The 12,647-nt window shown below is 44.3% G+C and carries 11 protein-coding genes; 9 read left to right on the forward strand and 2 right to left on the reverse strand.

Annotated elements, in window-relative coordinates; genetic code table 11:
• The 8 genes from LRM42_RS00120 (at position 1) to LRM42_RS00155 (ending at position 8,633) form a co-directional block, all read left to right on the forward strand.
• Positions 1 to 1,632 carry a baseplate J/gp47 family protein gene (locus LRM42_RS00120; protein WP_243816297.1) on the forward strand — a complete coding sequence of 544 codons (1,632 nt, stop codon included), beginning with the start codon at positions 1 to 3 and terminating at the stop codon, positions 1,630 to 1,632.
• On the forward strand, positions 1,622 to 2,035 hold the full coding sequence (gene ruvX, locus LRM42_RS00125) for a Holliday junction resolvase RuvX (protein WP_243816298.1): 414 nt from the start codon (positions 1,622 to 1,624) through the stop codon (positions 2,033 to 2,035). The genes LRM42_RS00120 and ruvX overlap by 11 nt, the downstream gene beginning before the upstream one ends.
• On the forward strand, positions 2,022 to 3,098 hold the full coding sequence (gene mltG / locus LRM42_RS00130; protein ID WP_243816299.1) for an endolytic transglycosylase MltG: 1,077 nt from the start codon (positions 2,022 to 2,024) through the stop codon (positions 3,096 to 3,098). The genes ruvX and mltG overlap by 14 nt, the downstream gene beginning before the upstream one ends.
• Before the next feature lie 190 nt (positions 3,099 to 3,288).
• Positions 3,289 to 4,479, forward strand: a complete 1,191-nt coding sequence (locus tag LRM42_RS00135) for a CHAP domain-containing protein (protein ID WP_243816300.1) — start codon at positions 3,289 to 3,291, stop codon at positions 4,477 to 4,479.
• Between the two features lie 60 nt (positions 4,480 to 4,539).
• Entirely contained in the window at positions 4,540 to 5,862 is a 1,323-nt protein-coding gene (obgE, locus tag LRM42_RS00140) for a GTPase ObgE (protein WP_243816301.1), read from the forward strand.
• Positions 5,863 to 5,909: 47 nt separating this feature from the next.
• Positions 5,910 to 7,328 (forward strand): exodeoxyribonuclease I, encoded by a 1,419-nt coding sequence (gene sbcB / locus LRM42_RS00145; protein WP_243816302.1) that lies wholly within the window; start codon positions 5,910 to 5,912, stop codon positions 7,326 to 7,328.
• A 268-nt stretch (positions 7,329 to 7,596) separates the two neighbouring features.
• Positions 7,597 to 8,250, forward strand: a complete 654-nt coding sequence (locus LRM42_RS00150) for a WD40/YVTN/BNR-like repeat-containing protein (protein ID WP_243816303.1) — start codon at positions 7,597 to 7,599, stop codon at positions 8,248 to 8,250.
• Complete coding sequence (locus tag LRM42_RS00155; protein WP_243816304.1) at positions 8,247 to 8,633, forward strand: hypothetical protein; 387 nt, start codon at positions 8,247 to 8,249, stop codon at positions 8,631 to 8,633. The genes LRM42_RS00150 and LRM42_RS00155 overlap by 4 nt, the downstream gene beginning before the upstream one ends.
• Positions 8,634 to 8,637: 4 nt before the next feature.
• Here LRM42_RS00155 and LRM42_RS00160 read toward each other — a convergent pair whose 3' ends face one another.
• Entirely contained in the window at positions 8,638 to 9,024 is a 387-nt protein-coding gene (locus LRM42_RS00160) for a hypothetical protein (protein WP_243816305.1), read from the reverse strand.
• A gap of 121 nt (positions 9,025 to 9,145) precedes the next feature.
• On the opposite strand from LRM42_RS00160, the gene uvrA reads away from it, so the two are divergent.
• The gene (gene uvrA, locus LRM42_RS00165; RefSeq protein ID WP_243816306.1) at positions 9,146 to 11,959 is read left to right on the forward strand and encodes an excinuclease ABC subunit UvrA; all 2,814 of its coding nucleotides are present in this window, start codon (positions 9,146 to 9,148) and stop codon (positions 11,957 to 11,959) included.
• A gap of 2 nt (positions 11,960 to 11,961) precedes the next feature.
• Here uvrA and LRM42_RS00170 read toward each other — a convergent pair whose 3' ends face one another.
• Positions 11,962 to 12,612 (reverse strand): DedA family protein, encoded by a 651-nt coding sequence (locus LRM42_RS00170; RefSeq protein ID WP_243816307.1) that lies wholly within the window; start codon positions 12,610 to 12,612, stop codon positions 11,962 to 11,964.
• Positions 12,613 to 12,647 lie beyond the last annotated feature (35 nt).

A 12,647-nucleotide genomic window follows, 5' to 3' on the forward strand; every position in this document is an offset into this window, starting at 1 on the left:
ATGAATAAAGACGTTATTTATATCGATGTAGAAGACGATATTACGACAATAATCAGTAAGATTAAGGCGTCGAAAGAGAGGATTATTGCGTTGGTGCCGCCTCGAAGAATTGGCGTTTTACAGAGTGCGGTCAATATTCGATTGCTAGCTCGGGCGGCAACTTCGGCGGATAAGAGAATTGTATTAATCACGAATGATTCGGTTTTGGCTGGATTGGCGGCAACGGCGAAAATTCCTATAGCAAAAACACTTCAGAGTAAGCCAGAAATTGCGGAGATTCCAGTTCTGAAAGTTGATGACGACAATGATGTGATTGATGGCGGCAAGCTGGCGGTTGGAGATATGGCGGATTCTGCGAAAAGATCAAAGAAATCCGATGAAGACTCTGCCGTAGATGATGCTATAGCTGACGCAAACAAGAAGGAGTCTAAGGGGCTGGACTCTCTGAAAAAGATGGTTAAAAAACCAAAAGTCCCTGATTTTAATACATTCCGTAAGAAGTTCTTATTGATAGGCGGTGGCGCCTTACTTTTGATTGTATTTTTGGTTTGGGCAATTTGGTTTGCTCCACATGCCACGGTCGTTATTTCGGCAAAGACTACTAGTATGACAGTCAGTGATACCGTCAGCTTGAATGAAACAGCCACTACAAGCGCAAAATCTAATGTCATTAAGTCTGTAAAGAAAGAATTAGCAAAGGAAGTTAGTGTTGAATTTTCTGCTACGGGTAAGAAGAATGTCGGAGAAAAAGCTACTGGAGTAGTGGTTTTTAAGAATGTTTCCCCAGATAGTGTTACTATTGCAGCTGGTACAATTTTGAAAAATAGCGGACTATCTTATACTTTAAATTCTTCTGTGACTGTTCCAGGCGGCTCTTATCAGCGTAATTGTCCAGGATATATTTGCCCGGGTTCTGCTTCTGGCGTAATTACCGCCAGTGAGGGCGGGGCTCAGTATAATGCAGCCACTGGCAGTATGAGTATCTCGGTTGATGACATTTCTGCGTCGCTACGGTCTGCTACTAGTGGCGGCACCGATAAAACTGCAACGGTTGTGACGGCTAGTGATATAGAATCGGCAAAAAGCAAGCTGAGTGAAAAGAAGATTGATGGATTAAAAGAGCAATTGTTGTCATCATTCGGCGATTCGGCAACGGTTATAACGGAAAGCTACGTTGAAAATCGATCAGATCCTAATTCAAGTGTAGCGGTAGACGGCGAAGCGACTGGAGCTGTAACTCTAAAATCGACAATTACCGCCAGCGCGTTAGCTATTGATAAGAATGAGCTAAAGAACTTTGTGGAAGCAAAGCTTAAAGAGGAGATTTCTGGTAAGAAGTCGCAGAGAATTTATGACAATGGAGTAAGCAAGGTTGCGTTCTCGCAATTTTCTAAGGCGCATAATACACAGACTGTGCGCTTAACTACGAATGGCAAGGTTGGTCCGGATATTAAAGAAGCGAGCGTAAAGGATCAAGCCAAAGGCAAGAGCTACGGAGAGGTTCAGTCTGCTATTGAATCTATCGAAGGCGTTGAAGATGTCGATGTTAAATTCTCGCCATTCTGGGTTAAATCTGTTCCAAAAGATATCAATAAGATTAATGTCGAATTTAAGATAAAAGATGTCAAGTAAAAACTTTTTAGCGCTGGATGTTGGATCGCGGCGAATTGGCTTGGCCATGGCGGATTCGCAAGTGAAGATCGCCGTGCCGTTTGGTTGGTTGGAGAATAAAGAAAATATCGTCCAGGAAATAACAGAGCTAGTATTGAGGCACGATATTGATACGATCGTGGTGGGCTATCCGCGAAATCAATCTGGTGAGCCAACAAAGCAGACGGAATTTGTGGAAGAGTTTGTTAAGCAATTTGAAGACATTGAGCTTGATACGGAGATCGTTTTTCAGGACGAATCTTTAACGAGTGTGCAGGCTGAGCAGAGATTGGGGAATAAAATTAAGGATAAGGGCGAGATTGATGCGGAGGCTGCTAGTATAATTTTGCAGGATTTTTTGGAGGAGAATTATGAAAATTCGTAAACGACGTATTTGGTTGTTGGTGTTGTCAATAGTTGTGGCTATCGCTGGAGTCAGCGCCCTTGTGGCAACAGTGTGGTACAAGCAGATGCTTTCTCCTGTCGACATAAATAGTCAGCAGACCTTCAGAATCAATATTAAAGAAGGTATGGGGTCTAGTGATATCGCCAAAACTTTAGAGGATAATAAAATTATCAAAAACTCTTTAGCATTTTCTATTTACACAAGGCTTCATAATTCGGCAAGTAAATTCAAGGCTGGCGTTTATTCTGTAAAAGCTTCGCAATCTGTCGATGAGATAATTAATCATTTGACCAGCGGTAAAACTGATGAGATTGCTATAACATTTTATCCTGGATCGACTTTGAATAAAAAAATGAAGAATTCTGACGGTAGAGAGGTTGAATCTGTACTACTTAAGGCGGGATTTTCAGATGATCAGATAAAAAAGGCATTTGCCGCTAAGTATGACAGTCCAGTTTTTGCGGGTAGACCGGAAAATGCTGGGCTTGAAGGGTATATTTACGGTGAAACATTCTATATTTCCCCAGACGAAACTGCAGAACAGGTTTTGCAGCGGTCAATTGATCATTTGGAGAAAATTGTTAAGAAATATAATCTGGAGGAGAAATTTAAAGCTCATGGACTGACTTTGTATCAGGGGATAACACTAGCGTCGATTATTCAGCGCGAATCGATTGGCTGTGGGTCTGGTGCGAAAATTTGCGAGGATCAGCGTAAGATTGCTAGTGTATTTTACAATCGCCTGAAAGCCAATATGCCGTTGGGCTCTGATGTAACGTATCAATATATTGCTGACAAAACAGGGGTAGAGCGCTCGCCGAACCTTAAATCGCCATATAATACACGTATTCAAAAAGGCTTAACTCCTGGACCAATCGCTTCGCCTAGTTTGAGTGTGTTGAACGCCGCTGCCGACCCGATAAACTCTGATTATCTATATTTCCTGAGTGGCGACGATGATATTACGTATTTTGCCAAAACCAACGAAGAGCACGAGGCTAATGTCAAGGCCCACTGTCAAAAGAAGTGCCAGATTTCTTGACAAAAAACGCATTTTATAAAATTTATTGACTTTATTGTCAATGTTGTGTAAAATAGATGTTAGATCATTTGTCTAATTTATCAACAGAGGTGAATTACGATAAATGACCTGCCAAAATTGTCGCTACGGATATAGCAAAACTAATGTAGAATAATAATAATCAATTAGGTCGACAACATATCCTGTTCTATTGCGAGAAGAAAGACAATTTGGTAGAGGTGCTAGTGGTAACATTGGCGCAAGGAGAACGATTATTCGTAACCATTTTACATCTCTTCGGAGTAAAAAACGTAAACTGCAATCATTTGCAATCTACGGTGGAATATTTTTATTGACTATATCATTTTTGATCTACGGCAATAGTGGTAGTAATGTATCCGCTGAAAGATCAAAAACTTTGGCATCATCTGAAACTACTGGTGTTTCATCGGCATCTAAGTCTGCTAAGTCTAAAACAGCTTCAGTAGATGAATTAGCAGCAGCTAATGCTGTAACTAACTTGGCGGAAACGGCGGAATTGCCTTCGGCTGGTGATTTACGCGAGTCTGAAACTTCACTAACAATTAAGAAGAGTCTTTCTCAGAATGATGCAGAAGTTATAACAAAACCTGATATCGTTAAGCCGGACACTTCGGCGGCTCGTGGTATTTCGTCTTACGTGACCAAAGAGGGTGATACAATGGAGTCTATTGCTAAGAAGTTTAAGATTTCATCTCAGACGCTTCGTTGGGCTAATAATACAACTTCGGACGCTGTAGAGCCGAATAAGACTCTAGTCGTGCCTCTTGTTGACGGTGTTGTTTATACTGTTAAAGACGGCGATACTGCCCAATCTCTGGCAGAAAAGTATAAGACGAGCGCTGAGCGTGTTGTCCTATACAATGACATCGATGACGGCGCTAAGTTGTCTACTGGCTCTAGGATTGTGTTGCCTGGAGGTGAGCTTCCAGAAAATGAGCGACCTGGTTATGTCGCTCCACGAAGTTCGTCTTATGGTAACCGATATTCTTCTTCAGCATCGTCTACTACTACGAGCGCAAGTCGAAGTTGGTTGACTGCTTCTGTCGGTAACCGCTATGCGGCAGGTAACTGTACGTGGTATGCATACGAGCGTCGTTTGCAGCTTGGTCGTCCGATTGGTAGTTTCTGGGGTAATGCTAATACTTGGGCTACAAGTGCTCGTGCCGCTGGATTCGTAGTTAATAATACGCCAGCGCCTGGTGCCATATTCCAGACGACTGCCGGATATTATGGTCACGTTGGTATTGTTGAGCGAGTTGAAAACGGTGTGGTTTACGTTAGCGACATGAACTACGCAGGTTATGGAATTATTACTCACCGTACACTCAACGGTGCAGGCGGTTATCTATATATCCACTAGAACTAGTTAATATTAGCACCTCCGCTATCTCTCGGGGGTGCTTTTTGGTATACTAAAGATATGTTTGTAGATATTGCAAAAGTTTTAGTGCGCGCCGGCAGGGGCGGTAATGGTGTAGTAAGTTTTCGTCATGAGAAATACGTCGATAAGGGTGGTCCTGATGGCGGCGATGGTGGTCGTGGTGGTGATATTGTTTTTTTGGCGACGAAAGATCTTAACACGCTTTTGAATTTTAGATATAAACCGGAGCTTAAAGCCGAAAAAGGTGGTGATGGCGGAAAACGTAATAAGCGAGGGAAGAGCGGCGCTCCGCTGATTGTTAAGGTGCCAATGGGCACCCTAGTGAAGCGCGACGGTATGGTAATTGCGGATTTGACTGAAGATCAGCAGCAGGCGGTGGTGGCTCGTGGTGGAGACGGTGGATTTGGAAATGCACACTTTACGTCTAGTACGCGCCAAACGCCTAAAATTGCTGAACTTGGTGAGGCTGGTGAGGAATTCGAGGCAGAATTGGAATTGAAATTATTGGCCGATGTTGGTTTAGTTGGTTTTCCGAACGCCGGTAAGTCGACGTTTCTAAGTGTGGTTTCTAATGCGCGTCCAGAGATTGCTAATTACGAATTTACGACTTTGACGCCTAATCTGGGAGTGGCTGATGTTGACGATGGATCGATTTTGATCGCTGATATTCCGGGGTTGATTGAAGGTGCGTCAGAAGGTAAAGGTTTGGGTGATCAGTTTTTGCGCCATGTCGAGCGAACGGCCGTGCTGCTTCATATGATTGATGTGTATAGTGATGACCCGGCGGAGAAATATCAGGCAATTCGTCGCGAGCTGGAAAAATATTCTGAATCATTAGCGGAGCGCCCAGAGATAATAGCGCTGACCAAATGCGAAGGCTTAGATGATGAGATTATTGCTATGCAGTCGACTGCCCTTCAAAAAGTAGCTAATGGCGCGCCGGTCGTGGCGATTTCTTCTCAGACACACGACGGAGTGACCGAGCTTCTACGAATGTTGCGTGATGAAGTTGCTGGGTATCGAGAGCGTGAAGCTGAAATTGTTGATGAAAAAGAGGAAGATTTGCCGACAATTTCGCTGGACGATCAGGTTGTTTCTGATGCTTGGTCTGTAAGGCGTGTTTCTGACGCTGAATCTAATGAGACTGACGATGAAGATGAGAAGATTGAGTTTATTGTTACGGGCGCTAAGATTGAAAAATTTGCTCGTCGGACTAACTTTGATCAGTTTGAATCTGTTAATCGCTTGCGAGATATTATGCGAAAAATGGGAATTACTCACGAATTGTTGCGTCAGGGGGCGACTGGTGAAAGTCTGATTCAGATTGGCGAATCTATGCCGTTTACATTGGTCGAGCAATAGATTTTTAATTGCGTAAATTAGCGTGAGCTTGATGATATAATATAAATATGGCGCAAACATTTTTCTTCTATGACCTTGAAACTAGTGGTCTTAATCCTCGACAAGATCGAATTATGCAATTTGCCGGTCAGCGAACCGATATGGATTTGCAACCGATTGACGAACCGTATAACATTCTCGTGACACTAAATGACGATACGCTGCCGAGTCCTGATGCGTTGATGGTGACGGGCATAACGCCGCAAAAAACTGTCGAAGAAGGCTATACTGAGGCTCAATTTGCGCGTATGTTAAGCGAGGAAATATTTACGCCTGATACGATTGCTGTTGGTTTCAATAATATCCGTTTTGACGACGAGTTTATTCGTCATTTGTTTTGGCGGAATTTTTACGATCCATACGAGTGGACTTGGAAAGACGGTCGATCCAGATGGGATTTGTTGGATGTGGTGCGCTTAACCAGGGCGCTTCGACCTGAGGGAATTGAGTGGCCGATTGACGATAAAGGTGAGCCGAGCAACCGCTTGGAGCTCATCACGAAAGCCAACGGAATAGAGCACGAGAACGCGCATGATGCGCTGGCTGACGTGACCGCGTTGATTGCTGTAACTAAATTGATTAAGCAGAATCAGCCGCAAATGTACGACTATTTACTGAAGATGCGCGATAAGAAATTGGTGCAGAAACTGGTGAATGTCGACGATAAAAAACCTTTTGTTTACGCGAGTGGTCGATATGATAAAGAATTTGCCAAAACGACCGTGGCTTTTCCGCTAACTACGAGCCGAAACGGTGGCGTGATTGTTTATGATTTGCGCTATGATCCGACGCCGTTTGTTGATCTGAGCGTTGAGGAATTGTCGGCGAAGATATTTGCAACGTGGGAAGAAAGGCAAGCTGAGGATTTCGTTAAATTGCCAGTTAAGGAATTGCAATATAATCGTTGCCCAGCAGTTTCGCCACTTGGCGTGTTAACTCAGGGCGATGGCTGGAAGAAGATTTCTCTGGATGCGGAAACCGTACAGAAGCACCAAGATATTTTACTTTCTCATCCAGATTTTGCTGAAAAGTTGCGTAGTATATTTGAGAACAAGCCAGAGTTTAAGAAAATGACCGATCCAGAAGCGCAATTATACGATGGGTTTTTGGATAATAGCGATCGAGTTCGCGTTGAAGCCGTACGTAATGCCGGTGAGCGAGAGTTGGCTGACTTTCATCCGGAATTTCAGGATGAGCGATTGTCGCCACTATTGTTGCATTATAAAGCGCGAAGTTTTCCTAATTTGCTGAGCGAAGATGAGTTGCGACAATGGGAAGAATGGCGCACTGAGCATTTACAGGCGCAACTGCCGCAATTTATGAAATCTCTGCAACGATTGGCACCTAGCGCGACTGATGAACAGCAGTTTATTTTGCAAGAATTGCAGTTATGGCTGGAATCGGTCTTGCCTTCTGTTGACGCTTGAAATATGGTTATGCTAAAATCAGAAAGATGGTTTCGCATAGAAAAACAAAAAAATGGAGGAGCGGATGTTAATTAAGAACAGAAAACGCGTAGTATGCAGAGGGATGCTGTCCTTAGTGTTTGTATTTGCATTATCAGCATTGGCAGCCTTATCGCCTTTAGTCAGAGCAGAGGAATCGCCTAAGTATACATGGAGAGATATAACCATACCTGGACAGGGGAATATTTCGGAGTCGCGTGTCAGTCTGGATAGTTCAAAGCTTTTTGTCTTGCGGAAAAATTTATCTGGTATCGGTGTTAATCTTCTGGTTTCTGCGGACGATGGCGCAAGTTGGAGTACTTTCGCTGCGCCAGAAGGTGCGAATGGATTGCTAGTTAGCTCCGATGGCTCTAGGCTGGTCGTAAAGGGGAAGCATGGTGAAAATGCTATCTACGTCTCTACTGATGGCGGTCGAACTTGGACTAAGCGTAATCAGTTCGTTGCAGATACCGCGCGTGTATTGATGAGTCCAGACGGCTCCACGTTGGCTATGTGTGGGAGCGTAACTGCCCATACGGACCCTATGAGCGTATCTACCGACGGCGGCAATACTTGGGTGCCGAAAGGAGGGGAGTGTCCCGATTATGTCTTTAATGGCGGAAAGATGACTCGCCGGAATAGTGATCGCACGCTGCGGCAATCTACTGACTACGGTATGACTTGGTCTATAGTTAGACGTTTTGCTGATCGTACTAGTTTTAGTCCTAATGGCAAAAGCGTGTTTGATGGTTATTACACATCTGTAGATGGTGGCGCTAACTGGGTTATGTTGCCCGAGTATCCTATAAACGACATACGTAATGTTGTGTTGAGCGGTATTAGTAACGACGGTAAAAAATATTTGCTACATTTGATGGTACTCCAGCTGTACCGGTTGTTGTGACTACGGATGGGGGTGAAACTTGGCAGAAATGGGGCGATGAGGTGGTTTCTTCTGCGGCATCTATCTCCATGTCGGCTGATGGTCACAAGATATTGGCTGTATCGCCAGATAACAATATCTATCGCCTAGCAACTCTACCAACGCCTCCACCTGTAACCCCTGGCGGTGCCGGCTCAGGCGCGAGCGGAGCTGCCGCTCCATCCACAAGCTCTTCATCTTCGGGTATTTCAACCGCTACAACATCATCATCGTCCACTTTTAATAAAAAACCAGAAAAACCCTCAAGAATTCTTGCAGAAACAGGAAACTCTGTTTGGGTAGTTGGCGGATTAGCTGTTGTGGCTGTCGCAGCTGGTGTGCTGGTATTGAGAAAACGACTGTAAAAAATTAGGTCATAGACGGAGCGAGCTTTTGAGATTCAATCTCATCATAAGGCTCACTCTTTTTCATACTGGAAAGTAGATAAATTGACAATAAAATAAGTTCGCTTTTTTGGTTTGGTGTAAAGTAGCGGATTTTTCTGTTGATTCGTCGTTGCGCGATTTCGCTGGCAATGTCAATGAACTTCCAAAACAGGACAGAAAGTGATTCTCTGAGGATGATTGCCAACGGTACGATAATTGCCCAGAAAATAACCATTAAAATTGCGGGCAGGCTGATGTTCGTGAATGGGATTTTTCCTAAGAAAAAGAAGAAAAATAGCTGGTCAATTACAAAAGGCGCGAGTAGTATCGCTCCGATGATCATAATTAAGTAAACGCCCAGCTTTCTCATAGATCTAACTGTAGCAAATAAGATATTGACTTGCAATCATAAGCGTAATGTGTTTTAACTCTGATTTGCGTCGATATTTGGACTGGAAAAAATTGTCAAAAACCTGTATAATATAGCGGTTATGGCAGAGGTAATTCGTGTTAAAGGTGCTCGTGAGCACAATCTGAAAAATGTAGATATTGAGATTCCGCGAGATCAGCTGGTGGTGATTACGGGGCTTAGTGGGTCTGGGAAATCCAGCCTGGCATTTGATACGATTTACGCCGAAGGTCAGCGTCGCTACATGGAGAGCTTGAATTCTTATGCGCGTCAATTCTTGGGTACGATGGATAAGCCTGATGTTGATTCGATTGAAGGGCTTAGCCCGGCGATTTCAATTGACCAGAAGTCGACCAGTCGCAATCCGCGTTCGACCGTGGCTACGGTGACAGAAATTTATGATTATCTGAGGCTTTTGTTTGCGCGAATTGGCGTGCCGCATTGTCCGATTTGTGGCAATGAAGTGACGCGTCGCACGACTGAGGTGATTATTGACGAGATTCTGCGACAATTTATTGATAAGCGAATTCTGCTATTGGCGCCAATTGTTAAGAATAAAAAAGGTGAGTTTGCGCATATTCCGGAGCAATATCAGCGACTTGGCTATGCCAGGGTTCGCGTGGACGGCGTGGTGTACGCGCTGGATGAATTTCCGGAGCTGCAAAAAAGTTACAAGCATAACATCGAGTTGGTGGTTGATAGGTTGGTGTTGACAGCAGAAATGCGATCTCGATTGAGTCAGAGCGTTGAGCAGGCACTGGACTTAGGCCAGGGGGTTATTGAGGTTTTGGACGCGGACAGTGATGAAGTGAAGACATTTTCGCAGAGATACGCCTGTGTTGATCATCCTGATGTCGATATCCCAGAGCTGGAGCCGCGACTGTTTAGTTTTAACGCGCCGCAAGGAGCTTGTCCTGTGTGTACGGGTTTGGGGTCGAGGCTGGAGGTTGATCCAGAATTGGTCTTTAATAACAATTTGACAATTTCCGAAGGCGCAATTCGACCGTATAATCGAATGAATTCTGACGCTTGGAATATGAAGCGATTGGCGTCTGTTGCTGAAGCTCACGGATTTAGCTTGAAAGTTCCCGTAGGCAAGCTTTCTGATGATGCTAAACATAAAATATTATACGGAACTGGCGACCAAAAATATCGCGTTGATTTGGGCGGCGGTCGGCATTATGATACGACTTACGAGGGTGTTATTCCTAATCTGGAGCGACGCTGGAAGGAAACTGATAGCGATTTTATGCGACGAGATATTGAGCGATTTATGCGCGAGAGGGATTGTTATGCCTGTAAAGGCGCGCGCCTGAAACCTGTGGTTTTGGCGGTGACGGTTCATGAATTGAATATCGTTGACGTGTGCGATTTAAGTGTCGATGATGCATTGGATTTGTTTGATAATAAGCTTCAATTGACCGAGCAAGAAATGACGATTGCTCGCTTGATTGTGAAGGAAATTAAATCTCGTTTGGCGTTTATGAGTAATGTTGGGCTGAACTATTTGGAACTAAGTCGAGCAGCTAACACGCTTAGTGGTGGCGAGGCGCAGCGAATTCGCTTGGCGACGCAAATTGGCGCTGGACTTCAGGGCGTGCTTTATGTGCTGGACGAGCCGTCAATTGGACTTCATCAACGTGACAACGACAAGTTGATTGATATGCTGAAGCGCCTTCGTGATTTAGGCAATTCTGTGCTGGTGGTTGAGCATGATGAGGACACGATTCGTCAGAGTGATTTTCTGGTTGATATGGGGCCGGGAGCTGGTGTGAATGGCGGTCGAGTAGTGGCGATGGGGACGCCTGAAATTGTTGCGAAAAATGAGAATAGTATAACGGGTCGCTATTTATCTGGGGCGGAAAAAATTGCCGTTCCGAAAAAGCGTCGTAAAGTTGTGAAAGATAGAAAGTTGATTGTTCGTGGCGCTCGCGAAAATAATCTTAAGAACATTGATGTGGAGTTTCCTTTGGGCTTGATGACTGTAGTGTCTGGTGTTTCTGGTAGCGGAAAGTCGACGCTTGTGAATGATATTGTGGCGCGGGAATTGGCGGCGGAGCTGAATCGCGCAACGACAGCACCAGGGTTGCACGACGCTATAGAAGGCGTGAATCTGCTTGATAAGACGATTGTCATAGATCAGTCGCCAATTGGTCGAACGCCGCGCTCTAATCCGGCGACTTACACTGGAATTTTTACGCCGATTCGCGAGCTTTTTGCCAGTACACCCGAGGCTAACGTTCGAGGCTATAAATCTGGACGATTTAGTTTTAACGTTAAAGGCGGTCGCTGTGAAAATTGTCAGGGTGATGGTGTGATAAAAATTGAAATGCACTTTTTGCCGGACGTTTACGTTCAATGTGACGAGTGTCACGGCAAGCGTTATAATCGCGAGGCGTTGGAGATTAAGTATAAAGACAAGACGATTGCTGATGTTCTGGATATGACTATTGATCAAGCGGCAGAATTTTTTGACAGTGTGCCGAATATTGCACGTAAACTTCAGACGCTGGTTGAGGTTGGGCTTGGCTATATTAAACTTGGTCAGCCGGCAACTACTTTTTCAGGCGGTGAGGCGCAGCGAATTAAATTGGCAACGGAACTCTCCAAACGTTCTACTGGAAAAACTATGTACATTCTGGACGAACCGACCACTGGGCTTCATTCTGCTGATGTAAAACGATTGTTGGGGATTTTACAGCAATTGGTTGAGGGCGGCAATAGTATGATTATTATTGAGCACAATTTGGATGTCATAAAGTCAGCTGACTGGATAATTGATATGGGTCCAGAGGGCGGAATTGGTGGCGGTACGGTTGTGGCTTGCGGTACGCCTGAAGATATTGCCAAAGTGCCAAATTCGTTCACTGGCAAATATCTGAAAAAGATGCTTTAAGGCTATTTTTTACGCTTGGTTTTCGAGAGGAGAACCGACAATTGTTTTCTTAGCAAAGCGCGAGTGTTTGGTTGCTTCAAAGCATGAATTGCCATTGGTGAGACAGACAGGAAGATGATGAGAATTGCTGCAACTTCAATATTTACACCCGCTTTGGTCAAGAACTCGCCAGCGTAGAAGCCTAGATAAACGAATGCTGACGACCAAAGAAATCCACCGATAAGATTGAAAGTTAAGAATGTTTTATAGTGCATTTTACTGGCGCCGGCAACGATTGGGGCGAAGGTTCTTACAATTGGCACAAATCGAGCCAGGACGATTGTCGCTGAGCCGTGCTTGTCGTAAAACTTTTCTGTTTGCTCTAAATATTTTTTCTTGAAGAATCGGGAATTTTCTTTTTCAAACAACTTGCGTCCAACTTTGTGGCCAAAACTATAGCCAACACTGTCGCCCAGCACTGCCGCCGCAAAAACCAAAAGTGCAAAAATGTGAATGTCAATGTGTAGAATGTTTTGCTGAACCATATATCCAGCAGTGAAAAGCAGGCTGTCGCCAGGTAAGACGAAGCCGATTAGTAGACCGGATTCTGCGAAAATTACTAATAAAATTGCCAATACGCCAAAGCTAGTTATCAAGTGAATAAAAGATTCCATATCTTAATTATAACATAATTAGCGTATGCAGATTG

It is taken from the genome of Candidatus Nanosynbacter sp. TM7-075 (genome assembly GCF_022828255.1).
Lineage (GTDB): Bacteria > Patescibacteriota > Saccharimonadia > Saccharimonadales > Saccharimonadaceae > Nanosynbacter.

Bases quoted from the DNA above. Each gene is read 5' to 3' on its own strand.
- LRM42_RS00120 (WP_243816297.1), top strand. From the start codon at position 1: ATGAATAAAGACGTTATTTATATCGATGTAGAAGACGATATTACGACA.
- ruvX (WP_243816298.1), top strand. From the start codon at position 1,622: ATGTCAAGTAAAAACTTTTTAGCGCTGGATGTTGGATCGCGGCGAATT.
- mltG (WP_243816299.1), top strand. From the start codon at position 2,022: ATGAAAATTCGTAAACGACGTATTTGGTTGTTGGTGTTGTCAATAGTT.
- obgE (WP_243816301.1), top strand. From the start codon at position 4,540: ATGTTTGTAGATATTGCAAAAGTTTTAGTGCGCGCCGGCAGGGGCGGT.
- sbcB (WP_243816302.1), top strand. From the start codon at position 5,910: ATGGCGCAAACATTTTTCTTCTATGACCTTGAAACTAGTGGTCTTAAT.
- LRM42_RS00160 (WP_243816305.1), bottom strand. From the start codon at position 9,024: ATGAGAAAGCTGGGCGTTTACTTAATTATGATCATCGGAGCGATACTA.
- uvrA (WP_243816306.1), top strand. From the start codon at position 9,146: ATGGCAGAGGTAATTCGTGTTAAAGGTGCTCGTGAGCACAATCTGAAA.
- LRM42_RS00170 (WP_243816307.1), bottom strand. From the start codon at position 12,612: ATGGAATCTTTTATTCACTTGATAACTAGCTTTGGCGTATTGGCAATT.